Annotated in this window: 20 protein-coding genes and 1 tRNA gene; 16 read left to right on the top strand and 5 right to left on the bottom strand. The window is 39.1% G+C overall.

The features are described from left to right. Window positions 1-346 precede the first annotated feature (346 nt). The 4 genes from BLR27_RS13670 (at window position 347) to BLR27_RS13655 (ending at window position 3,846) form a co-directional block, all read left to right on the top strand. On the top strand, window positions 347-1,018 hold the full coding sequence (locus tag BLR27_RS13670) for a TetR family transcriptional regulator C-terminal domain-containing protein (protein WP_245704521.1): 672 nt from the start codon (window positions 347-349) through the stop codon (window positions 1,016-1,018). A 31-nt stretch (window positions 1,019-1,049) separates the two neighbouring features. Further along, the gene (locus BLR27_RS13665) at window positions 1,050-2,360 is read left to right on the top strand and encodes an ABC1 kinase family protein (RefSeq protein ID WP_090705771.1); all 1,311 of its coding nucleotides are present in this window, start codon (window positions 1,050-1,052) and stop codon (window positions 2,358-2,360) included. 124 nt (window positions 2,361-2,484) lie between these two features. After that, window positions 2,485-2,958: an FKBP-type peptidyl-prolyl cis-trans isomerase gene (locus tag BLR27_RS13660; RefSeq protein WP_245704520.1), complete on the top strand. Its 474-nt coding sequence runs from the start codon at window positions 2,485-2,487 to the stop codon at window positions 2,956-2,958. A 12-nt stretch (window positions 2,959-2,970) separates the two neighbouring features. Further along, a complete protein-coding gene (locus tag BLR27_RS13655) occupies window positions 2,971-3,846 on the top strand; it encodes an FKBP-type peptidyl-prolyl cis-trans isomerase (RefSeq protein WP_090705769.1) in 876 nt (291 codons plus the stop codon). Window positions 3,847-3,934: 88 nt separating this feature from the next. On the opposite strand, the gene BLR27_RS13650 is transcribed toward BLR27_RS13655, so the two are convergent. Further along, window positions 3,935-4,363 carry a CBS domain-containing protein gene (locus BLR27_RS13650; protein ID WP_090705767.1) on the bottom strand — a complete coding sequence of 143 codons (429 nt, stop codon included), beginning with the start codon at window positions 4,361-4,363 and terminating at the stop codon, window positions 3,935-3,937. A gap of 267 nt (window positions 4,364-4,630) precedes the next feature. Between BLR27_RS13650 and BLR27_RS13645 the strand changes: the two genes are divergently transcribed. The 3 genes from BLR27_RS13645 (at window position 4,631) to odhB (ending at window position 10,277) form a co-directional block, all read left to right on the top strand. Beyond that, window positions 4,631-6,070 (top strand): DASH family cryptochrome, encoded by a 1,440-nt coding sequence (locus tag BLR27_RS13645; protein WP_090705765.1) that lies wholly within the window; start codon window positions 4,631-4,633, stop codon window positions 6,068-6,070. 182 nt (window positions 6,071-6,252) lie between these two features. Next, window positions 6,253-9,045 carry a 2-oxoglutarate dehydrogenase E1 component gene (locus BLR27_RS13640; RefSeq protein ID WP_090705763.1) on the top strand — a complete coding sequence of 931 codons (2,793 nt, stop codon included), beginning with the start codon at window positions 6,253-6,255 and terminating at the stop codon, window positions 9,043-9,045. Between the two features lie 20 nt (window positions 9,046-9,065). Beyond that, entirely contained in the window at window positions 9,066-10,277 is a 1,212-nt protein-coding gene (odhB, locus tag BLR27_RS13635; RefSeq protein WP_090705761.1) for a 2-oxoglutarate dehydrogenase complex dihydrolipoyllysine-residue succinyltransferase, read from the top strand. A 167-nt stretch (window positions 10,278-10,444) separates the two neighbouring features. Here odhB and BLR27_RS13630 read toward each other — a convergent pair whose 3' ends face one another. Further along, window positions 10,445-11,182, bottom strand: a complete 738-nt coding sequence (locus BLR27_RS13630; protein WP_090705760.1) for a head GIN domain-containing protein — start codon at window positions 11,180-11,182, stop codon at window positions 10,445-10,447. 96 nt (window positions 11,183-11,278) lie between these two features. Further along, on the bottom strand, window positions 11,279-12,916 hold the full coding sequence (locus tag BLR27_RS13625) for a M1 family metallopeptidase (protein ID WP_090705758.1): 1,638 nt from the start codon (window positions 12,914-12,916) through the stop codon (window positions 11,279-11,281). Between the two features lie 142 nt (window positions 12,917-13,058). On the opposite strand from BLR27_RS13625, the gene lpdA reads away from it, so the two are divergent. From lpdA to BLR27_RS13595, 6 genes are all read left to right on the top strand, one after another. Beyond that, a complete protein-coding gene (gene lpdA, locus BLR27_RS13620; RefSeq protein WP_090705756.1) occupies window positions 13,059-14,462 on the top strand; it encodes a dihydrolipoyl dehydrogenase in 1,404 nt (467 codons plus the stop codon). A 199-nt stretch (window positions 14,463-14,661) separates the two neighbouring features. After that, entirely contained in the window at window positions 14,662-15,120 is a 459-nt protein-coding gene (locus tag BLR27_RS13615) for a sterol desaturase family protein (protein ID WP_090705754.1), read from the top strand. Between the two features lie 5 nt (window positions 15,121-15,125). Next, complete coding sequence (gene murB / locus BLR27_RS13610) at window positions 15,126-16,139, top strand: UDP-N-acetylmuramate dehydrogenase (RefSeq protein ID WP_090705752.1); 1,014 nt, start codon at window positions 15,126-15,128, stop codon at window positions 16,137-16,139. 149 nt (window positions 16,140-16,288) lie between these two features. Further along, on the top strand, window positions 16,289-16,822 hold the full coding sequence (locus BLR27_RS13605) for an RNA polymerase sigma factor (RefSeq protein ID WP_090705750.1): 534 nt from the start codon (window positions 16,289-16,291) through the stop codon (window positions 16,820-16,822). Between the two features lie 213 nt (window positions 16,823-17,035). After that, window positions 17,036-17,719: a lycopene cyclase domain-containing protein gene (locus BLR27_RS13600; protein ID WP_090705747.1), complete on the top strand. Its 684-nt coding sequence runs from the start codon at window positions 17,036-17,038 to the stop codon at window positions 17,717-17,719. Further along, the gene (locus BLR27_RS13595) at window positions 17,716-17,952 is read left to right on the top strand and encodes a cytochrome b5 domain-containing protein (RefSeq protein ID WP_090705746.1); all 237 of its coding nucleotides are present in this window, start codon (window positions 17,716-17,718) and stop codon (window positions 17,950-17,952) included. Before BLR27_RS13600 ends, BLR27_RS13595 begins: the two co-directional genes overlap by 4 nt. Window positions 17,953-18,113: 161 nt before the next feature. On the opposite strand, the gene BLR27_RS13590 is transcribed toward BLR27_RS13595, so the two are convergent. Next, entirely contained in the window at window positions 18,114-19,034 is a 921-nt protein-coding gene (locus BLR27_RS13590; protein WP_090705744.1) for a PfkB family carbohydrate kinase, read from the bottom strand. Between the two features lie 107 nt (window positions 19,035-19,141). On the opposite strand from BLR27_RS13590, the gene BLR27_RS13585 reads away from it, so the two are divergent. Beyond that, window positions 19,142-19,215 (top strand) — tRNA-Asn (locus BLR27_RS13585). Between the two features lie 88 nt (window positions 19,216-19,303). Here BLR27_RS13585 and BLR27_RS18550 read toward each other — a convergent pair. Beyond that, complete coding sequence (locus BLR27_RS18550; protein ID WP_176767707.1) at window positions 19,304-19,471, bottom strand: hypothetical protein; 168 nt, start codon at window positions 19,469-19,471, stop codon at window positions 19,304-19,306. A gap of 236 nt (window positions 19,472-19,707) precedes the next feature. Here BLR27_RS18550 and katG point away from each other — a divergent pair, with 236 nt between their 5' ends. Both katG and BLR27_RS13575 read left to right on the top strand, forming a co-directional pair. Beyond that, complete coding sequence (katG, locus tag BLR27_RS13580; RefSeq protein WP_090705742.1) at window positions 19,708-21,930, top strand: catalase/peroxidase HPI; 2,223 nt, start codon at window positions 19,708-19,710, stop codon at window positions 21,928-21,930. A 121-nt stretch (window positions 21,931-22,051) separates the two neighbouring features. Continuing rightward, the gene (locus BLR27_RS13575) at window positions 22,052-23,143 is read left to right on the top strand and encodes an alkene reductase (protein ID WP_090705741.1); all 1,092 of its coding nucleotides are present in this window, start codon (window positions 22,052-22,054) and stop codon (window positions 23,141-23,143) included. Window positions 23,144-23,331 lie beyond the last annotated feature (188 nt).

Genomic DNA, 23,331 nt, shown 5'->3' with positions numbered 1-23,331 from the left:
CAGGCATTCTGGTCTGATGAGTATATTTCCTTTATCATCGCTTTGTCAATCTTTTTCAAAGCCAGTCATTTTGCTCTGAAAAATGACAATAATCCAACCTTCAAAATCATTTTCCTTTCCTGTATTTCCGATATTTGTTAAACAATTAATACACTGATTATGAACTTCAGAAATCTTTTAATGCCCGGATTAATAGTATCTCTTATTAAGAAATATTATTCCTTTTTTAAGAATAACAGTACTTCAAATCATAAAGGAAAGCAATTGACTTTTGCCCCTGTAAGAGTTAATAATTCTATGAATTTAAAGAGAAACGCGGGTAACCAGAATTCAACTGATCTGTAAAATGGCTAAGAAAAAGAGTTTGATCACTGCAGAGGAATTGCAAAATGCTTATGTAGATCATGTTTTAACGCAAGGCAACAAACCGAAATCTGTTTATGTTTTTGCTAAGGAGAACAATCTTACAGAGGAAGAATTTTACAATTATTTCGGTTCTTTTGAAGGTATAGAGCAGTCGATCTGGACAGGTCTCTGTAAAAAGGCACTCACTGAGGCTGAAAATCAGGAGATATGGTCGCAATACTCTTCAAGAGAGAAAGCATTGGCATTCTTTTTTGCATTTATTGAACTCCTTAAAAGTAAGAGAAGTTTTGTTTTGTACAGCCTTAAGCATTCAGGTCAGATGATTGGAACTCCATCCATCATCACTGGTGTGAAAAATATTTTTGAAGCATTTGCTACAGGAATTATAGATCAAGGAGTTGAGTCGGGTGAACTGGCAAACAGACGTTTTTTTACAGGGAAGTATAAAGATGCACTTTGGATACAATTCGGTTTCATTCTTAATTTCTGGACAAAGGATAACAGCGCCGGTTTTGAAAAGACCGATGAAGCCATTGAAAGAGGTATTAATGTGACCTTTGATCTGTTCGAAAAATCTCCCCTGGATAGTCTGTTTGACTACGGGAAATTTATGATGAACAACGGTGGTATTAAACAAAACATGAAGTTTTAATCTAATCTAGATTGGCATTTTGCCAAAAAGCATGAAAGAACAAGATAGCATCCCAACCTCAAAAACACAAAGATCTGCAAAATTTGTCAAAACAGGATTTAAGGTTGGGGGGAATTATATCAAACATTATTCTAAGAAATTATTTAACCCTGCTCTTAATAAAGATGAGTTAAATCTTGACAACGCGACCGATATCTATACATCACTGAGCGAGCTTAAGGGAAGTGCTCTTAAGGTAGCACAGATGCTAAGTATGGATAAGAATATTTTGCCAAAAGCATACGTTGATCAATTTTCTTTATCCCAATATAATGCTCCGCCTTTATCGGGTCCCCTGATTGTAAGAACCTTTACTAAATATTTCGGAAAGACACCTTCACAGATATTTGACGAGTTTAATATCAAATCTGCAAATGCAGCTTCAATTGGTCAGGTTCACCAGGCGAGCCTCAAGGGTAAAAAATTAGCGGTTAAAATTCAATATCCCGGTGTTGGGGATAGTATTTCATCAGATTTGAAAATGGTTAAGCCATTTGCCTTCCGTTTACTCGGGATGAGCCAGAAGGAGCTTGAGGTTTATATGTCTGAGGTTGAAGATCGTTTGCTTGAAGAAACTGATTACGATCTTGAGATAAAACGGTCAATCGAATTCTCTGAAGCTTGTAAGAATATTCCAAATCTTGTTTTCCCTACCTATTATCCTGATCTGTCGTCTAAACGTATCATTACTATGGACTGGCTGGATGGGTTGCATATGAAGGAGTTCATGAAAACGAATCCTTCACAGGAGATCTGCAATCAGGTTGGGCAGGCTCTTTGGGATTTTTATAATTTTCAGCAGCATGAGTTAAGAGCAGTACATGCAGACCCTCATCCGGGAAATTTCCTGATCACCCCTGATGGGAAATTAGGTGTTATTGATTTCGGTTGTATAAAGGAAATGCCTTCTGATTTTTATGATCCTTTCTTTTCCCTGACCTCAACAGATATGCTTCAGGATAAAACTAAGACTATTAAGGCCTTCCGTGAATTGGAGATGATCCGTGTAAATGATAGTCCTGCACAAATAGAATTTTTCTATCAGGTTTATAAAGAAATGATCGAATTATTTGCCCAGCCATATATGTCCGAGACTTTTGATTTCAGTAAGAAGGGATATTTCGATAATCTCTATAATTATGGCGAAAGAATTGCTGGAATGCCTGAATTCAAACAGGCCAGAGGTGTTAAACATTTTATTTATGTAAACCGTACTAACTTTGGTTTGTATAATATGCTTCATGAACTGGGAGCAATCGTAAGAACAGATACCTGGAAACCTCATATTAATACTCCTTACTAAAATATGTTCTGTATAGGTTTTTTATTCTATTGATACAGGACTGGAAAGCCACATTGTCTAAATATTTTGTTAAATAATGTTAATACTTACTTTTTAACATTTAAAAGGATAAATTTGCAGCAATATGAAGATTAAAAATTTAGTGATTTTATCCTTTATCATGATGTTCACTTTGAGCTCATGTTTAAAAAGTGATGATTATGATCCTGCAGTGCAGGCTGGATTAGATGATGCCCTGATCGTTAAGTTTATTGCTGATAACAATATTACAGCAATTAAGCATGCCAGCGGAGTATATTATCAGATATTAAACTCTGGTAGTGGTTCAACAACTTATTCTGCATCAACTCAGGTTACCGCAAAATATACCGGCAGATTACTAAATGGAACTGTATTCGATCAAACTACAACTCAGCCCCTTACTTTTCCGCTTGGAAATGTAATAGTTGGATGGCAGATTGGTGTACCTTTAATTAAAAAGGGTGGGAAGATCAGATTGCTGATTCCTTCCGGGTACGGTTATGGACGAGATGGTGCAGGTAGAATTCCGTCTAACGCAGTTCTTGATTTTGATATAGAACTGGTTGATGTTCAATAATAAATAGACGAAATGAAACAATTTTTTAAATATGCCTTCCCTGGATTTCTTTTATTGACTATCCTTATTTCATGCCAAAAGGAATATGAGACCATAGATGTAATTGATGACAGAAATGTTCAGGAATATATACAGCAGAATAAATTAAATGTTCAGGAATATCAGGGAACTGGTATCTATTATCAGGTTGTAACTGCTGGTACCGGTCCTGAAGTTCAATACTCAGACAGAATTCCCGCAATAATTACTATGCGTTCATTAGACGGTAAGTATGTGTCTGTCGATACTTTTAATGTTGCTAACAGGTATTATAATTTTCTGGGATATTATAACCCTGAAGGAATTCGCGTTGGGGTAAAAGAAGTTTTGAAAAAATCAAACGGTACTATAAGGATGATCATTCCTTCACGTTTAGCTTTTGGCAGAAATGGTTCAGGTAGTATTCCTGGTAATGCTTCTATGGATATAACGGTTAGAGTGCTGGATATCTCAAAATTGATTGATTATGAGGATTTTACGATCAGGAAATACCTGGAGTCAAATTCATTGACCGGATTTACAAGAACTACAACCGGTTTGTATTATAAAATAGGGCAGCCTGGAACAGGAAGCCCGATTACAGTTGATTCTACTATCGTTGCAAATTATACTGGTAAATTACTTAATGGTGCTATTTTTGACAGAGCTCTTGCCGGAAGTGAAGCAACCTTTACACTTAATTCTTTGGTTCAAGGCTGGCGTCAGGCAGTGCCGCTTATCAAGCAGGGTGGAAGTATTCGTTTAATTGTTCCATCATCACTGGGCTATGGATTAGATGGAAGTTCTCCATCAATACCTGCATTCTCAGCCCTTGATTTTGATATCACGGTAACGGACGTAAAACAGTAATTCCGGTCCGGATCAAGTCCGGACTGACATTATTTGCTATCGTTTAAAATTCTGCTGTCAGTCCGGACCCGATCCGGACCGGACCACACTAACTACTAATATAACTCTGCAGCTGTTCTATCGTTTGCTTTTGGTCTTCGATTACAAATTTCACAAGATCTCCAATGGAGATCATCCCGGCAACCATCCCGTCTTCAACAATTGGTAAATGCCTGATATGTCGTTCTGTCATTATCTGCATACATTGGTCAATACTTGTATTGAGCCTAACTATCGCAAGTTCTGCGGTCATTACCTCCTGGATACTTGTTTCTTTTGAGGATTTTCCCTGCAATATGATCTTCCTGGCGTAATCTCTTTCAGTGAATATTCCTTTAAGATCGGGGCCTTCCATAACAAGTAAAGCACTGATATTTTTATCCATCATTACCTGTAATGCATCTAATACAGATGTTTGAGGAGTAACAGAGTAAATGGATTTTGATTTGTTTTGGATGATATTCTTTACAGTTTTCATAGCAGAATATATTAGCTTAATTAAATATAAATAATAATTCTTTATTTCTGTTGGCAAAAAATCCTGGCTGAACTAAGAAGTTATTTTGATGATTGATACCCTGAAGCTTCATTGAGTTGTACACCATATCAGAGCATGATTTACATATATTGAAAATCTTACAAGAAAATGATCATTAAAACCAATTCTAGGACGTATTTTGGCTCAAATTTAAAATCAGTTTAATTCTGCTTTTAAAAAGCAATTCAGGGATAGCCCTTTAAACATATGAGCGGGAAAACCATATTAGTTTGGTTTAGAAAGGATTTACGAATTCACGATAATGAAATATTGACCGAAGCAGTCCGCAGAGGTGATAGGATCATTCCTGTTTATTGTTTTGATCCCAGGCAATTCGAATTAACTCCATTCAATACATACAAGACAGGTTTGATCCGTGCCAGATTTCTTTTGGAGAGTGTTTCTGATCTGCGCAGATCCTTTCAGGATGCAGGGGGCGACCTGATCATCCGGGTAGGTAAACCTGAATCTATTCTCCCCGACCTGGTTTCTAAATATAAAGTTCATGAAGTTTATCATCACCGGGAAGTGGCCTCTGAGGAAACAGGGATTTCAACCTTAGTTGAAAATGCTTTATGGAAGTTGAAAATAAACTTAAGACATTTTATAGGCCATACACTTTATCATAAGGAAGACCTGCCATTTCCTATCAATAATATTCCGGATGTATTTACCAGTTTCCGTAAAAAGGTCGAACGAGATAGTTCCGTAAGAAGATGTTTCGAAGCACCGGGTACTATGAAATTTCCGGAAAATATAGATCCCGGGGAACTACCTGACTTATCTGAATTTGGTTTTGCCGATACCGAGGTTTTTGATGAACGGTCGGTCATGAAATTTAAGGGAGGAGAAACAGAGGCACTGAAACGATTGCAGGATTATTTCTGGACTACGAATGCAGTAAAAACCTATAAGCAAACCCGAAATGGATTAATTGGAGCTGATTATTCTTCAAAATTTTCAGCATGGATCGCTATGGGATGCCTTTCACCACGCGAAGTTTACTGGGAAATAAAAAAATACGAACAAGTTCACGGGACCGGCGATTCAACATATAGTCTTTATCTTGAATTATTATGGCGGGATTATTTCCGTTATATGTTCAAAAAGTACGGTAACAAGTTTTTTCAGAAGGCAGGATTTAAAGGCGTTGCTCCGGAAGAAGGTGAAAACCAACAGGAATTTTTCGATCTCTGGAAGAATGCTGAAACGGGTATTCCATTCATCGATGCGAATATGCGTGAATTGAATTCAACAGGTTTTATGAGCAACAGGGGGCGCCAGAATGTGGCAAGTTTTCTGGTAAAGGATCTCAAAGTAAACTGGATGTGGGGTGCAGCTTATTTCGAGGAAAAACTGATCGATTACTGCCCGGCCAATAATTGGGGAAATTGGGCATATATTGCGGGTGTGGGGAATGATCCCAGAGAATACAGGCATTTCAATATCCTGAAGCAGGCTATGGAATATGATCCTCAGGGTGAATATATTCGTTTATGGATTCCTGAGCTTGCTACAATTAGTGCGGCCCAAATTCATCAGCCATGGAAGCTGTCGAAGATTGAACGTGCTGAATCTCAGTTAAAAGGCTACATGGAATCTCCTGCATATGCCCCTGAACCTGTTGCTGTTAAAGGGAGTAAATAGAAAATTGTTATTTATTGATTGCTTTTAGCTTGTTCCGGGCATTTTCTGAACATTTTTTCTTAATTTTCACCCGTAGATTCTTTGAGTTTCAGTGCTGATGCTAAATTTCAAATTAGCGCTCACTTTTACACGATTCTATGCTTAAAATCTTATTTTTGTGTCGTAAAAGACATTGTTTTTAAATGGATAAATTATCATACCTCAGTAACGCGAATTCTGCCTACATCGATTCTCTCTATCAGTCATATAAAGTAGATCCGGAGTCAATAGATTTTGGATGGCAGAAATTTTTTGAAGGATTCGATTTTGGTCGTGGATCTGAAGCGGGAGTAGTTAGTGCTGAAACTCCTGACCACTTTCTTAAAGAAATAAAAGTTTTAAATCTTATTAATGGATACAGGCAGCGCGGACACTTGTTTACAAAAACGAATCCAGTTCGTGAGCGCAGATCCTATTTTCCTGGAAAGGAGCTTGTTACTTTCGGTTTAGATGATTCAGACCTTGATACGGTATTCAATGCCGGTGTTGAAGTTGGTCTGGGATCAGCAAAATTAAAAGATATACTTGCCCTGGTTGAGCAAACATATTGCCAGTCAATTGGGGTAGAATATAAATATGTCAGAAATCCTGAAAAGCTGAAATGGTTTGAGCTTAGGATGGAAACTGAGCGAAATACACCAAATTTCAATATAGATACCAAAAAAAGGATCTTAGCCAAGCTGAATGAAGCGGTGGTCTTTGAAAATTTTCTTGGAACCAAGTTTTTAGGTCAGAAGAGATTTTCACTTGAAGGTGCCGAAGCAGTGATTCCTGCATTGGATTCAGTGATCCAGAAAGGTGCTGAGCTTGGAATAGAAGAATTTGTGATTGGTATGGCACATAGAGGTCGTTTAAACGTCCTCGCCAATATTATGCACAAAACCTACAAAGATATTTTCTCCGAATTTGAAGGTAAGGGCTTTGATGTTAATACCCCGTTTGGAGGGGATGTTAAATATCATTTGGGCTATTCTACAGATGTTAAGACTGATTCTGGTAAGAGTGTACACCTGAGTTTATGTCCTAATCCTTCACATCTTGAGACCGTTGATTCGGTTGTGCAAGGAATGGTTCGTTCTAAAATTGATTTTAAATACGAAGGAGATTATAAGCGCATAGCACCAATATTGATTCATGGTGATGCATCTTTAGCAGGACAGGGTATAACCTATGAAGTGCTGCAGATGGCTAAGCTGGATGGTTACAGGACAGGCGGAAGTATTCACCTGGTGATTAATAATCAGGTAGGATTTACCACTAATTACAAGGACGCACGTTCATCAACTTATTGTACTGACCTTGCAAAAGTGACTCTTTCTCCTGTATTTCACGTGAATGGAGATGATGTTGAAGCGATAGTATACGCTATCAATATGGCAGTTGAATATCGTCAGAAGTATCATAACGATGTATTTATTGATATTTTATGTTACCGTCGATATGGCCATAATGAGGCGGATGAGCCTAAATTCACTCAGCCGCTTTTATATAAAGCCATTGAGAAACATGCAAACCCCCGTGAGATCTACAACCAAAAATTATTAGAGCAAGGAACTGTTGATGCTAATCTGGCTAAGGAAATGGAAAAAGATTTCCGTGCCTTGCTTCAGGAAAGATTAAACGAAGCCAAAGAAGATCAAACTTATTCTGCCGTTCATCAGATATTTGGCGGATCCTGGAAAGGATTGAAATTAGCAAAACCCGGAGCAATATCTGTTCCTGTCAATACTAAAGTGCCTTCAAAGGATATGCTTACTCTTTCAAAAGCCATAAGCACTTTACCTACCGATAAGAAGTTCTTTAAGAAGATTGAAAAACTTTTTGATGAGCGTAGAAAAATGTCTGATACCAAAGTCTTTGATTGGGCAATGGGCGAATTACTGGCTTACGGTACATTATTGCAGGAAGGATTCAGAGTGCGTATAAGCGGGCAGGATGTGGAACGAGGAACTTTCTCTCACAGACATGCTGTTTTGACACTGGAGGATTCTGAAGAAGAATATATTCCACTGGCACAGCTTAACAATGAATCAGCCAAATTTGAAATTTACAATTCTCACCTTTCTGAATACGGCGTATTAGGATTTGAGTATGGATATGCTCTTGCAAACCCAATGGCATTGGTTATTTGGGAGGCTCAGTTTGGCGATTTTGTCAATGGTGCTCAGATCGTGATCGATCAGTTTATCACCAGTGCAGAAACTAAATGGCAGCGCTCAAATGGTCTGGTTATGTTATTGCCTCATGGATTTGAAGGTCAGGGCCCTGAACATTCTTCGGGCAGGATAGAACGTTTTATGGAAGCCTGCGCTGATGATAATATCCAGGTAGTTAATTGTACCACACCAGCAAATTTCTTCCACGTATTGAGGAGACAGCTTAAACGCGATTTCCGAAAACCACTTGTTGTATTTACTCCAAAGAGCTTGCTAAGAAGTGCTCAATGTGTAAGTAAGCTGGAAGAATTCACTGATGGTAAATTCAATGAAGTGATTGACGATGCGTTTGTAAAAGCAGCTGACGTAAAACGAGTACTTTTCTGTAGTGGTAAAGTTTATTATGATCTTCTGGAAAAACAACAGGCAGATAAGAGGAAGGATGTAGCAGTTGTTCGTTTAGAGCAATTATATCCAATGCCTTATGATCAGCTTGAAGCAATTCAAAGTAAGTATAAAAAAGCAACTGAATTTGTTTGGGTTCAGGAAGAGCCTGAAAATATGGGTGCATGGCCTTATATTTCAAGAAAATTCCGTAATTCATCATTTAACTTTGAGCTGATATCCCGTAAGGAAAGTAGTAGTACTGCAACCGGTTATGCGAAACAGCATATTGCTCAGCAATTGTATATTGTAGCCAGTGCATTTGAATCAGCCGCTAGTCCGAAAGATAAAAAACAAGTAGAAGCAGCAACGAAAAAAGTTGTTAATATTGACTAATAGTTATAACAAAAACCATTATGAGTTTAGTGATCAAAGTTCCGCCTGTTGGCGAATCTATTTCCGAAGTTACATTGTCCCAGTGGATAAAAAAGGATGGCGACTATGTTGAAATGGATGAAGTAATTGCCGAATTGGAATCTGATAAAGCAACCTTTGAACTGACAGCTGAAAAGGCAGGGACTTTAAAAACTATTGCCAATGAGGGTGATACTCTCGAAATTGGAGCACCTGTTTGTAGTATAGAGGAGGGTGGAAAACAAGCTGAAACTAAGGAATCTGCTCCACAAGCAGAATCAAAAGAACCAATAGCAAAATCTGAAGAAGTAAAAGGAAGCACCTATGCTTCCGGTGCTCCTTCACCTTCTGCTGCAAAAATATTGGCTGAAAAGGGTGTGGATGCTGCAGATGTTAAGGGAAGCGGTGTTGGTGGCAGGTTAACGAAAGAAGATGCCTTAAAAGCTGAAACCGCTAAGAAGCCGGATACAGCTGCCGCAAAAACTGCTCCTGTTGCTGTTTCTGTTCCGGGTGCAAGGTTGGAAAGACGTGAGAAAATGTCATCTCTGAGAAAAACAGTTGCTAAACGTTTGGTTACTGTAAAAAATGAAACTGCCATGCTGACTACCTTTAATGAGGTAGATATGCAGCCGATCATGGATATACGTGCCAAATACAAAGATAAATTTAAGGAAAAGCATGGTGTGGGTTTAGGATTTATGTCCTTCTTCACCAAAGCTGTTTGTGAAGCATTAAAAGATTTTCCATCAGTAAATGCACGCATTGAGGGTGAAGAGATCGTTTTTAATGATTTTGCAGATATATCTATTGCGGTTTCAGCCCCAAAGGGATTAGTTGTTCCGGTTATCAGGAATGCGGAAGCTAAATCACTTGCTGAGATCGAAGCTTCAGTTGTGGCATTAGCAGTTAAGGCCCGCGACGGTAAACTAACCCTGGAAGAAATGACAGGTGGTACCTTTACAATTACAAATGGGGGAGTATTTGGTTCAATGATGTCAACTCCTATCATCAATGCTCCGCAGTCTGCGATTTTAGGTATGCACAATATTGTTGAGCGCCCTGTAGCAGTAAACGGTCAGGTTGTTATCCGTCCGATCATGTATGTGGCTCTATCATATGATCACAGAATAATTGACGGACGAGAATCAGTTGGTTTCTTAGTTAGAGTTAAGCAATTGCTGGAAGATCCAACCAGACTGTTATTGGGAGTTTAATTGATTTGAACGTTTTGCGTTCTGGAATATAAAATAAAAGGCCGGTTCATTTAAAATGAGCAGGCCTTTTATTTTATCCTGAATGTTAAGCTTCTGAATTAGACTCTGTTTCAGGACTGAATAAGGTACTTATTCAGCAACCCAATCCACAAGTCTGCACCTGTTTTTTAGTATCTCGAAATACTGCCAGAGCCGCTTTTTGTAGATTTAAGGCTTGGGTTACCACTATATTGTATATTCCCGGAACCGCTCATGAGTGCTTCTAAACTTTTATCGGCACTGATGGTGATGTTTCCTGATCCGCTAACTTTTGTACTTGCATTAGTTGTCTGAAGTCCCTTACCTTCAAAATCTCCCGATCCTGCAATAGTTATTTTTGCATTTTCTGCCTTGCCTTTTGCATTGATCTTTCCTGATCCACTAATTACGGCAACAAAATTTTCTACATCCATACTTTGAGAAATACTTCCTGAACCACTGATCGTGTTTGTGAGCTGGGTGGATTTCACCATGCCCCGTACATCAATATCGCCTGATCCGCTAAGCGTAATGCCATGAAGGGTCTTCGCTTCAATATAGATATTCACCTTCCCGCCACTGTTCCAGTTTCTCATATTCATCTGCTTTTTATTGCGGATCTTTAAAATACCATTTTCAACTGTAGTTTCTATTTGGCTTATAATGTCTGAGCTGCCTTCCAAGCGAAGGCTTTCTTTATTTCCCATGGTAATAAATACATTATAGCTTCCTGAAGAAGAAATACCTGAAAAACCAGAAACTGTCCGGTTTTCGTCTGAACTGATTTTTTTGCTTTTAACTACTGTGATCAGGGTGTTTGCAGTGGCAAGCTCTGCAGTGTTTGCCATTAATAATGCAAGTGCAAAGTATCTGAGTGTTTTTTTCATGTCTTTATTTTAAGCTATAAATTCCCTGTTAGGGCTCGTTTAAAATATCAGACGCAAATTCTCATAAAACGTTGCACTTTATATGTTTTTTTGTTCTTATACTTCTTTAACCTTAATATAGAAATTTTCTACATCGGGCGTAAACCCTGATTTAAGCCTGATTTTTTTCCATTCGCTCTCAGGTTTGATCCATAAATGCTTTCTGCCGGATTTAATTCTTAGAGGCATATCAAAACCCGGAACATCTGCCTGCCAGCGATATAAGATCTGTTTCCCTTCAGTTTTATATTCAAGTACCGGAATATTGGTATATCTCAGGTACTGATCATAGATCCTGCTTAGGTCTTTACCTGATTTATTGCTCAGGTAATTTATTATCTCTTCAGTGCTTGTTGTTTTAAGTCCGAATTCACTGTTTAATCCCCTCAGTATTTCACGCCATTTTTGATCATCATCGATCATTGTACGTGTCATGTGGATCAGGTTTGCGCCTTTATAATACATATCACTAGAGCCCTCCGTATTTACTCCATATGGACCTAATAGTGGCTTGTCATTTTGAATATTTTGCCTGATACCTGCAATGTATTTCGCGCCGGCATCTTTTCCTTCCCGGCTTTCAACATATAGTGCTTCAGAATACATGGTGAATCCTTCATGGATCCACATGTCGGCAATATCTTTAGAGGTGATGTTATTACCGAACCATTCATGCCCGGTTTCATGTATTATGATATAATCCCATTTCAATCCCAGGCCGGTTCCTGAGAGATCGCGTCCCATGTATCCGTTCAAATATTTATTTCCATAGGCTACGGCACTTTGATGTTCCATTCCCAGGTAAGGAGTTTCTATCAGCTTATATCCATCACGATAAAACGGGTATGCACCAAACCAGCCTTCAAAAACTTTAAACATGGGTTTCACATTCGCATTAAATTGTTTTTTTGCTTTTTCAAGATTTTCTTTCAGGACATAATAATCCAATGTAAGATTACCATTCTCGCCGGCGTATGAATCTTCGAAATGCTCATAATCAGCTACATTAAGGCTTACATTATAGTTATTGATGGGATAAGACACAAACCAGTTGAAACGGGTATAATCGGCATCAATATTCTGGACAGACCTAAGGCGACCATTACTCACATCCATTAATCCCCTGGGCACAGTAATACTGATCATCATGCTATCTACTTCATCCGATTGATGATCTTTATTAGGCCACCAGGAACTTGCCCCAAATCCCTGACAGGATACACTTACCCAAGGTTTTCCTTGCTTGTCTTTTGAGAAAGTAAATCCACCGTCCCAGGGGGGCCTGACAGCAATCGTTGGATTACCACTGTAAAATACGGTGAATTCATCCTGAGTATCCTTTTTTATGGTACCCGGAAAATCAATGAAGACTGCATTGAACTCTCTTTTAAAAGGAAGCTCCTGTCCATGATAAAGTACTTTCTCGATTTGAAGATTGGCAAAAAGATCGAATTGTATACGGTTGAGGTCAGTTGTAGCCTTGAATTTGAAAAGATTCGATCCGCTGATAAATTTATTCTCAATATCGAGCTTGATATTCAGGTGATAATATTTAATGTCATAGGAACTCCTGAGATCACTTAAAGTACCTCTTAGAGAATCAGCTCTTGAATATAGAGTTCCCGGGCTTTGAGAAAATGAAACTGAAGTGATCAGGCATGCCAGTACAGCAGTCAGAGCATATTTTTTTAACATTTTGCACATTTATAATTGGATTCTCAAATCTAATTAAATAATGTATACTAAATATTACATGTATGAGTGTACATTTTATTTATCAGATTTTTTTAAGGGTCGATAATTATTAACTTTGATTGAATTTTAAAGATATCCTTACATGCAATTTGACGTAGTAGTTATTGGTAGTGGTCCTGGTGGTTATGTTGCCGCCATACGTTGTGCCCAACTGGGGTTAAAGACAGCGCTTATTGAAAAATACAACACTTATGGAGGAACCTGCTTAAATGTAGGTTGTATTCCTTCAAAAGCTTTATTGGATTCATCAGAGCATTATCACAATGCATTACATACCTTCAAAGAGCATGGAGTTAATCTGAAGGATTTGTCGCCTGATCTGGCCCAAATGGTTAAGCGTAAGGATGAGGTTGTTGCTCATACTACCGGCGGGATTTCATTTCTAATGAAGAAAAATAAGATCAGCACCTATCAGGGTATCGGATCCATGGTTGATAAGAATACCGTAAAGGTTACTAAAGCTGATGGAACAGCGGAGACTCTGACCGGTAAAAATATTATTCTCGCTACCGGATCAAAGCCAACAGCCTTGCCATTCCTTAAAACTGATGGTAAACGTATCATTACTTCTACTGAAGCCCTGAATTTAAAGGAAATACCTAAGCATTTGATTCTTATTGGCGGTGGTGTTATCGGCCTTGAACTGGGTTCTGTTTATGCACGATTGGGATCAAAAGTTACTGTGGTAGAATTCATGGATTCTATCATTGGGACAATGGATAAGAGTCTGGGTAAAGAACTTCAAAAAGTTCTTGCTAAACAGGGGATGGAATTTTTATTAAGCCATAAAGTTACCGGAGCAACAGTTAAGGGATCGAAAGTGACAGTGACTGCGGATAATGCCAAAGGCGAAAAAATAAGTCTTGAAGGTGATTATTGCCTTGTTGCGGTTGGCCGTACTGCTTATACTGAAAACCTGGGACTAGAAAATATAGGAATTACCCTGGAAGAGCGTGGTAAGAAGATTCCGGTTAACGCGCATCTTGAAACTTCAGTTCCGGGAATTTATGCTATTGGAGATGTGGTGAAAGGAGCAATGCTTGCTCATAAGGCAGAAGATGAGGGAACTTTCGTAGCCGAGGTAATTGCTGGTCAGAAACCTCATATCAACTATAATCTAATTCCAGGAGTAGTTTATACCTGGCCGGAAGTGGCAAGTGTTGGACAAACAGAGGAACAGCTTAAAGAAAGTGGGATCAAATATAAGGTGGGATCTTTCCCGTTTAAAGCAAGCGGACGAGCTCGCGCTAGCAATGATTCTGATGGGTTTATTAAAGTGTTGGCAGATACTGCAACAGATGAGATTCTTGGTGTTCACATGATCGGCCCCAGAGCAGCTGATATGATCGCTGAAGCAGTTGTTGCGATGGAGTTCAGAGCTTCTGCAGAAGATATTGCCAGGATCTCACACGCACATCCAACCTACACTGAAGCATTCAGAGAGGCAAGTATGGCCGCTTCTGAGAACAGGGCGATACATATTTAAGCTGAAAGCCGAAAGGTCAAAGCTGAAAGCAAAAAGGATAAAGCTGAATTCTGTTTCAATAGTTGAATTTTTTTGATAATTGATTTATTCCCTGACAACTCAGGCTAAAAGCTAAAAGGATAAAGCACGACCGATAACAGATAACAGATAACAGACAACTGATAACAGATAACCGATAACAGACAACTGAAAATAGGCCATGCAAATAATCCTTCCCATTGCAATACTCCTTGGAACTCTTGCAGGTATGGAAGCATTTTCATGGTTTATGCATAAGTATTTGTTTCATGGTCCTCTTTGGTTTATTCACCGAAGCCACCATCAGCATAGGTCCGGATGGTTTGAGTTCAATGATATTTTCAGCTTGCTTTTTGCCGCAATCTCTTTGTATCTTATATGGATGGGAAGGACAGATCTGGATGTTAAATTCTGGATCGGTGTTGGTATAACAGTTTATGGAATAATTTATTTTATATTCCATGACTGGTTTATACACAACAGGTTGAAGAGTTTTAAAACCAGTAACAGCTATTTGCTGGGTATCCGGAGGGCACATAAGATCCATCATAAATCTACAGAAAGGGATCATTCTGAAGAATTCGGATTGCTTCTGGCATCCAAAAAATACTTTAACCAATCTCCCAAATCTTCTCATTGATTTATATGCAGGTACTTGAAAATTTTCCACTTAAAGCACTGAATACTTTCGGGGTAGAAGCGAATGCAGCCTGGTTTGTCGACATTGAAGATGAAAATGATCTCAAATTATTATTTTCTGATGAGCAGTGGAAGAATTGCCCGAGATTGGTGTTGGGAGGGGGCAGTAATATGCTTTTTACCGGTAATTTCAAAGGTTTAGTCGTGCATATTAAAATTCAGGGATTAAAAGCTGAAGTTCAGAGTGATGGTATTTTTGTCACAGCCGGAGCAGGTGTTGTATGGAACGATCTGGTGAATTACTGTGTAAATAACGAATTTGCGGGAATTGAAAACCTGAGCCTGATACCCGGTTCAGTTGGGGCATCGCCCATTCAGAATATTGGCGCTTATGGTGTTGAGCTTCAGGATATTTTTCATTCCTGCAGAGCATTTGAAATTTCAACGGGTAATATCAAAGTGTTCAGTAAGCAGGATTGTGGTTTCAGCTACCGCGATAGCGTGTTTAAATCAGCCTTAAAAGGATTGTTTATCATCACGGAAGTTACCTTTAAGCTTTCCGGAATATTTAAGCCTAATGTTAGGTATGGAGCAATTATTGAAGAATTACATGACCGCGGTATTGCTAAACCAAGTATAAAGGACGTATCCCAGGTGATATCCCATATCCGTGTAAGTAAGCTACCAGATCCAGCTACTATTGGTAATGCGGGAAGTTTTTTCAAGAATCCGGTAATACCGGTTGAGAAATTCAGACAGTTACAGTCCCATTTTTCGGACATCGTTCATTTCCCTGCAGGTGAGGGATTTGTAAAGATCTCAGCAGGCTGGCTTATTGAGCATTGTGGCTGGAAAGGGAAAGTTGTGGGTAATACAGGTACCTGGAAAAATCAGGCTTTAGTACTTGTTAACCATGGGAAAGCCACTGGAAATGAGATTTTCAGCTTTTCTGCCACCATTATAGAAAGTGTCAGTTCAAGGTTCGGAATTCGGCTTGAGCGGGAAGTTAATGTCATATAGTGTGCAATTAGTATACAATCCTAACAGAACCCTTTACAGAATTTAGCTTAGGTTCAAATCAGGCACAGCATTTGTTTTATTTAGTATGTCTTCTAATTGAAAACCGATTTTCGCGGTGTTTCAGAGTACTAACATCTAAGCTAAACAACATGACTACCATTGAATTTAACACCATGGTCACACGTCAGGCCGAATCATTAAAACTTTATGCTCTCCGATTTACTCATGATAGTGAGGATGCAAATGATCTGGTTCAGGATACGATATTGAAGGCTTTATCGTATTGCAATAAGTTTAAGGAAGGTACAAACCTGAAAGGCTGGTTATATACCATCATGAAAAACACCTTTATTAATAAATATCGGCGTTATGTTAAGATAGGAACTATGGTGATCCAGTCAGATGATATTCCTTATTCAAATCTAATGTATAGTGCCAGTAAAAATCTTGGGGAATCAAAATTTATCATGGAAGATATCAGAACTGCACTTGAAAAACTTTCTGATGAATATTATGTTCCCTTTTCCATGTATTTTGACGGGCATAAATATCATGAGATCGCTGAGCATTTAACAATTCCGATTGGAACTGTTAAAACACGAATCCATGTGGCAAGAAAACTTCTGAAAAAATCATTGGATGATTATAATCCTCAAGTTAATAAGCTGGTATATCTGAATTAGTGCCTGAATTGTTCAACTAAAGAACCATGTTTTTCTCAGTGCTATTGATTTTCTCTTATTTTTTGTTCAAAGGCCTGGGAGGTTTTTCCTCCCGGCCTGCTTCTGCCATGGTAGTATTTGATTTACACATAAAAGAATTAGCTTTTATAGCCAATGCGAAGCTTTTTTAACCGCTTAATGGGTGCTAATGGATAAGAATACTTAATTTTATGCATGAAATTTGCCTATCTGCTGATCAATTTTTTAACTATATTTTTTCCGATCATTCTTTCATTTGATAAGCGGGTACAATTTTTTAAAAGCTGGAAGTTTATTTTCCCGGGACTTTTCATAACCGGACTCCTGTTTCTTTTATGGGATTATATATTCACGGTTTACGGGGTATGGTCTTTTAATCCTGAATATATTATTGGGTTTTATATCCTCAATCTTCCTTTGGAGGAGATACTTTTTTTCGTTACGGTTCCCTTCGCCTGTATTTTTGTATACGAATGCCTTAATTTCTATGTCAGGAAAGACCTTTTACAGCGCTTCTCAGCTTATATTAGTTATGTACTAATCGGATTGTCAGTCCTGATGCTTTTCCTGTTTTATGACAGGGTATATACACTGATCACATTCGGTTTGCTGGCAGCAGTGTTAATAGTTGCTGAATTTGTTATAAAAAGCAGCATACTAAGCCGATTTTATTTAGCCTATCTGGTTTCCCTGTTACCTTTCTATATTGTCAATGGAATACTCACCTCCATTCCTATTGTAATGTATAACGATGCTGAGAATATGGCATTCAGAGTGGGAACCATTCCTTTGGAAGATCATTTCTACTCGATGTCTATGTTATTGATCAATATTCTTCTGTTTGAATATTTCAGAAAAAAGGGAAAGTTAACTGCATGATCACCTTACCTGAATATAGCAGGTCATACCTTGCTCTTCGAAACGGACAGGATAAACCTGAAATATGGGTAGCCTTAAATGGTATTATCTATGATGTCAGCGAAAGTCGCTTATGGAAAAATGGCAAGCATTATGAACACTGGGCAGGGCAGGACCTGACAGACGAACTTAAGGATGCACCACATACGGAGACGGTGTTTTCGAAGTTTAAGGTGGTTGGGAAGTTGGTTTGAGGGAATTGGTTATCTGTTGTCAGTTGTCTGTTGTCTGAGGTATGAGGACTGAGGTATGAGGTCTGAGAGTGGTTTGATGAATAGGGGTTGAGAATTTTTACCCACAAAAAAAGGTACTTCAATTAAATGAAGTACCCTTGATATTGAAGATCTATTACATTCTATTTTTCGATCACAAAGCTGCTCAGTTTTACAAACTGTTGAACTCTTGCCTGAATTTCTTCTTCGCTTAGATTTTTGATGCGTTCTGTTCCGAATTTCTCGACACAGAAAGAGGCTAATGCAGACCCAAAAATGATAGCATTTTTCATGTTATTGAAATTGATCGTGTCAACCTGAGCCAGGTATCCGATAAATCCGCCAGCAAAAGTATCTCCTGCTCCGGTTGGGTCGAATACATCAGCAAGGGGTAATGCAGGAGCAGAGAATATAAGGTCTTCATTAAATAATAAGGCGCCGTGCTCGCCTTTTTTAATGATCAGATACTTAGGTCCCATAGCCATGATCTTATTCGCAGCTTTGACCAATGAGTACTCACCGGACAATTGCCTTGCTTCAGCATCATTTATGGTTAAAACATCTACGTTTTTAATTACAGCAAGAAGATCATCAAGTGCAATATCCATCCAGAAGTTCATGGTATCCAAAACGATCAGCTTCGGGCGGTTCTTCATGCGATTGATCACAGTTTGCTGAACCTGTGGGGTTAAATTACCAAGCATCAGGAATTCACAATCCTGATAGTTCTCAGGAATGATCGGGTCAAAATCACCAAGAACATTCAATTCTGTGACCAATGTATCACGACTGTTCATGTCATTATGGTATTTTCCTGACCAAAAAAATGATTTTTCTCCCTTTTTTATCTGCAAACCTTCTGTATCTATACCATGATCGTTGAAGTTTTGGATGTCTTCCTGATGAAAATCTTCACCAACCACTCCAACAATTTTAACTTTCTTATAAAAGTAGGATGCTGCTAAACTTGCGTATGTGGCCGCTCCGCCCACTATTTTGTCGGTTTTACCGAAAGGAGTTTCAATTGCATCGAAGGCAACAGACCCAATAATTACTAAACTCATATTTATTTAAAAAAAATTTCACACAAATATTGCATAAATAATTTAAAATCCCGAATATTGCACTCCCGAAAGGGACGAAACCACCAGATGGTTTCATAACCAGAAATTCCTAAGTAGCTCAGCTGGTTAGAGCATCTGACTGTTAATCAGAGGGTCCCTGGTTCGAGTCCAGGCTTGGGAGCAAGCAGAAAACCTCTTTAGTTAATTCTAAAGAGGTTTTTGTCGTTTATGGACTGTTCACCCAGTAAGAAGAAAGCGAAGCTTTAAGCTTAATTCGGATCAGGTTCAAAATTTGTGGAAATCTGATATGAGTATTTCAAAGTGTAGTCACAGGAAATGTAGGTATAGGTAGCAGAAACTTTACCAGTTTGGATTTTGACCACGTAATTCCATCCATGTAAATAGGCCTGGTTGCCCCTGATGACTATATTACTCATTCAATTCAGTTTGATTAAATAGCTGATAATTTTGATAGATAGTTGGATTCTGAAAATCATGTTATTAAAGCAATGGTTAGATTTTAAATGTCAAATCCTTCTTTAAAATCTATTTGACGAGTCTATAATATTCCCTGTATATATCAATTTTATCTATAGTTATATAGATTTTATTGAAGTCCTTTGACCAGATATTATCTTAAATTTGTGTTAGAAAGAATACTTATAATAATAATATGGAAAATACACATCATAGCACATCATCTGATGCAGGGAAATGCCCATTCCTGGCAGCATCTCACAGGCATACGGCAGCCGGAACTCTCTCCAATGCAGATTGGTGGCCAAATCAGCTAAACCTGAAAATGCTGCATCAGAATTCGCCTTTGATAAACCCTTACGGTAAGGATTTTAATTATGCAGAAGAGTTTAAGAGCATTGATCTTGATGCTTTAAAGAAAGATATTTTTGCATTGATGACCGATTCTCAGGATTGGTGGCCAGCAGATTATGGGCATTATGGACCTTTCTTTATTCGTATGGCATGGCATAGTGCGGGTACTTACCGCGTGGGTGACGGTCGTGGTGGTGCTTCTTCCGGAACTCAGCGTTTTGCACCCCTGAATAGCTGGCCTGATAACGGAAACCTGGATAAGGCACGCCGTTTACTTTGGCCGATCAAGCAAAAATACGGACGCAAAATCTCATGGGCAGATCTGATGATCCTTACAGGTAACTGTGCCCTCGAATCGATGGGTTTTGAGACCTTTGGTTTTGCAGGTGGTCGCGAAGATGTTTATGAGCCGGAATTAGATATTTATTGGGGTCCTGAGTCTACCTGGTTAGGCGATGAGCGCTACAAAGGTGATCGTCAACTGGATAATCCACTTGGAGCTGTGCAGATGGGTCTGATCTATGTGAATCCGGAAGGACCTAACGGAAATCCTGATGCATCGGGTTCAGCAAGAGATATTCGCGAAACATTTGCCCGGATGGCAATGAATGATGAAGAAACTGTAGCTTTAGTTGCTGGCGGACATACATTCGGTAAAACTCACGGGGCAGGTGATGCTGCGCTTCTTGGTCCTGAACCTGAAGGTGCAGGCATTGAAGAACAAGGATTAGGCTGGATCAGTAAATTCGGTACAGGAAAAGGTGTTGATGCCATTACCAGTGGTTTAGAGGGTGCCTGGACTCCAACTCCAACTACTTGGGATAACAGTTACTTTGATATGTTATTTGGCTTTGAGTGGGAGCTGACAAAAAGTCCTGCCGGTGCAAATCAATGGGCTCCAAAGGATGGTGCAGCTGCAGATTTAGTTCCTGATGCTCATGATCCATCAAAAAGACATGCTCCTTTTATGTCTACTGCGGATATGGCCATGAGAGTTGATCCGATCTATGAAAAAATTTCAAGACGTTTCCACGAAAACCCTGCTGAGTTTGCAGATGTTTTCGCGAAAGCATGGTTCAAATTAACACATCGTGATATGGGACCAGTTTCCCGTTACCTTGGTAAAGAGGTTCCTGCGGAAACTCTTATCTGGCAAGATCCACTACCCGCAGTTGATCATATACTAATTGACGATCAGGACATTGCAGCCCTAAAAGCTAAAATCCTTAATTCAGGATTGTCTATCTCTCAGTTGGTTTCAACCGCATGGGCTTCTGCTTCTACTTTCCGCGGTTCTGATAAGCGCGGTGGCGCAAATGGTGCACGTATCAGACTTGCTCCGCAGAAAGACTGGCAGATTAACCAGCCAGCAAAGCTTGCTATAGTTTTAGAAACTCTTGAAGGTATTCAGGCAGAATTTAATAGCCAGCAATCTGGAGGTAAGAAAGTTTCTTTAGCAGATCTGATTGTTTTAGGTGGAACTGCAGGTGTTGAAGCTGCTGCGAAAAAAGCTGATCAGAATCTGACAGTTCAATTCACTCCGGGTCGTACGGATGCTACGCAGGAGCAAACCGATGTAGATTCATTCGCATTCTTGGAACCTAAGGTTGACGGATTCCGCAATCATGTAAATCAGCCGGTAATTGATCGCTATGCAGAAGAAATGCTGTTAGACAGAGCTCAGTTGCTTACTCTGACAGCACCCGAGATGACTGTTTTAGTTGCCGGACTGCGTGTTCTTAATGCAAATACATACAGTAGCCAGCATGGTGTTTTCACTAAGAATCCTGAAACGCTTAGTAATGATTTCTTTGTCAACTTACTTGACATGAGCACTAAATGGGAGACCTCATCTGATTCAAGGGATACATTTACAGGCCGCGATCGTGTGACAGGAGATATCAAGTGGACTGGAACTCGTTTCGACCTTATTTTCGGTTCGAATTCTGAGTTACGTGCCCTTGCAGAAGTTTATGCATCTGCCGATTATAAGGAGCGGTTCGCTCAGGACTTTGCAGCAGCATGGACAAAAGTGATGAACCTTGATCGTTTCGATCTGGCATAATTGATAAGCTTTTTGGCAGGCAGAAGAGTCTTCCAGATAAAGCTAAATATTTTAGAGAGGTGGTCTTTATCAGGCCACCTCTTTTATTTAATAGTACTCATAATAACAAAAACAATCTATAATGGATAAATCAATCCTATTTACAGCATATACTATGTCTGGCCTGGAACTTAAAAACAGAATGGTTATGGCGCCTTTGACCAGAAGCCGCTCAGACAATCAGGGTAATTTACCGACAAGCTTAACTGCTGAATATTATGAACAGCGTGCCACAGCCGGGCTGATCATTTCTGAAGGTACTCCTGTGAGTACAAAGGCCGTAGGTTATATCAATGTGCCGGGTATTTATTCTGATGCCCAGGTAGAAGGCTGGAAACTGGTTACAGAAGCTGTTCATGTAAAGGGAGGTAAGATCTTCGCTCAATTATGGCATGTTGGCCGATTGTCGCACCCTGATTTTCACAATGGAGAATTACCGCATGCGCCTTCGGCAATTAACCCGAATGAAAAGTCATATACCGTCAATGGATTTGTAGACACAGTCACTCCAAAGGAAATGACAGTGGAAGATATTCAGCAAACTATTCTGGATTTTAAAAATGGAGCCTCCAATGCTTTAAAAGCAGGGTTTGACGGGGTTGAAATACATGCTGCAAATGGCTATTTATTTCATCAGTTTTTTAATGGAACCTCCAATCACCGGACAGATAATTATGGTGGCAGTATTGAAAACAGAAGCCGTATTTTGTTTGAAACGCTTGATCAAATGAAGGAAGTTATTGATATGAATAGGGTAGGCGTTCGTTTTAATCCTTCCATGCATGGCATTATGGGGATGACCATGGATGAACTTACTATTCCAACCTTCGATTATATAATTGATCGCCTGAATGGATATGGACTTGCCTATATACATTTAACTGAGCCTTTTGCTCCGGTTGATCATATAACCTTTGCCGTAACGGAAGTTGCCAAACATTTCAGGCCATTATATCAAGGCACACTTATAATCAATAAAGGATTTACGAAGGAAACTGCTATCAAAGTGCTAGAGGATGGTGATGCGGATCTGGTTGCTTTTGGTGTTCCATTTATTGCGAATCCGGACCTGGTGAAACGTTTTGAAACGGATGCTCCATTGAATCAGGCTGATCAGTCAACATTTTATACGCCAGGTGCCAGGGGGTATACGGATTATCCTGCATTATCATAAGTTTTCTGTTGTCAGTTGTCTGGCTTTGAATTATTCTATTGGATTCACGCTTTTTCAGGGAGCAAAGAACAAGGAGCAAAGAGTAAGGATGAATGTACGTCCCTGATATAGGTTGACCATAAAAGTCAAGTTATATGAAAGCAAATTTACAGCAAATCAAGAAAACCCGTTGTTATTCTGAAGGATTC

The sequence above is a fragment of the Daejeonella rubra genome (genome assembly GCF_900103545.1).
In the GTDB taxonomy this organism is placed as follows: Bacteria; Bacteroidota; Bacteroidia; order Sphingobacteriales; family Sphingobacteriaceae; genus Daejeonella; species Daejeonella rubra.
Note: the sequence above shows the minus strand (reverse complement) of the source record. Positions and strands in the feature narration are given on the sequence as shown.

Excerpts from the sequence above, each read along its gene's own strand:
- BLR27_RS13670 (WP_245704521.1), top strand. The coding sequence starts at position 347 with ATGGCTAAGAAAAAGAGTTTGATCACTGCAGAGGAATTGCAAAATGCT.
- BLR27_RS13665 (WP_090705771.1), top strand. The coding sequence starts at position 1,050 with ATGAAAGAACAAGATAGCATCCCAACCTCAAAAACACAAAGATCTGCA.
- BLR27_RS13660 (WP_245704520.1), top strand. The coding sequence starts at position 2,485 with ATGAAGATTAAAAATTTAGTGATTTTATCCTTTATCATGATGTTCACT.
- BLR27_RS13655 (WP_090705769.1), top strand. The coding sequence starts at position 2,971 with ATGAAACAATTTTTTAAATATGCCTTCCCTGGATTTCTTTTATTGACT.
- BLR27_RS13650 (WP_090705767.1), bottom strand. The coding sequence starts at position 4,363 with ATGAAAACTGTAAAGAATATCATCCAAAACAAATCAAAATCCATTTAC.
- BLR27_RS13645 (WP_090705765.1), top strand. The coding sequence starts at position 4,631 with ATGAGCGGGAAAACCATATTAGTTTGGTTTAGAAAGGATTTACGAATT.
- BLR27_RS13640 (WP_090705763.1), top strand. The coding sequence starts at position 6,253 with ATGGATAAATTATCATACCTCAGTAACGCGAATTCTGCCTACATCGAT.
- odhB (WP_090705761.1), top strand. The coding sequence starts at position 9,066 with ATGAGTTTAGTGATCAAAGTTCCGCCTGTTGGCGAATCTATTTCCGAA.
- BLR27_RS13630 (WP_090705760.1), bottom strand. The coding sequence starts at position 11,182 with ATGAAAAAAACACTCAGATACTTTGCACTTGCATTATTAATGGCAAAC.
- BLR27_RS13625 (WP_090705758.1), bottom strand. The coding sequence starts at position 12,916 with ATGTTAAAAAAATATGCTCTGACTGCTGTACTGGCATGCCTGATCACT.
- lpdA (WP_090705756.1), top strand. The coding sequence starts at position 13,059 with ATGCAATTTGACGTAGTAGTTATTGGTAGTGGTCCTGGTGGTTATGTT.
- BLR27_RS13615 (WP_090705754.1), top strand. The coding sequence starts at position 14,662 with ATGCAAATAATCCTTCCCATTGCAATACTCCTTGGAACTCTTGCAGGT.
- murB (WP_090705752.1), top strand. The coding sequence starts at position 15,126 with ATGCAGGTACTTGAAAATTTTCCACTTAAAGCACTGAATACTTTCGGG.
- BLR27_RS13605 (WP_090705750.1), top strand. The coding sequence starts at position 16,289 with ATGACTACCATTGAATTTAACACCATGGTCACACGTCAGGCCGAATCA.
- BLR27_RS13600 (WP_090705747.1), top strand. The coding sequence starts at position 17,036 with ATGAAATTTGCCTATCTGCTGATCAATTTTTTAACTATATTTTTTCCG.
- BLR27_RS13595 (WP_090705746.1), top strand. The coding sequence starts at position 17,716 with ATGATCACCTTACCTGAATATAGCAGGTCATACCTTGCTCTTCGAAAC.
- BLR27_RS13590 (WP_090705744.1), bottom strand. The coding sequence starts at position 19,034 with ATGAGTTTAGTAATTATTGGGTCTGTTGCCTTCGATGCAATTGAAACT.
- BLR27_RS18550 (WP_176767707.1), bottom strand. The coding sequence starts at position 19,471 with ATGAGTAATATAGTCATCAGGGGCAACCAGGCCTATTTACATGGATGG.
- katG (WP_090705742.1), top strand. The coding sequence starts at position 19,708 with ATGGAAAATACACATCATAGCACATCATCTGATGCAGGGAAATGCCCA.
- BLR27_RS13575 (WP_090705741.1), top strand. The coding sequence starts at position 22,052 with ATGGATAAATCAATCCTATTTACAGCATATACTATGTCTGGCCTGGAA.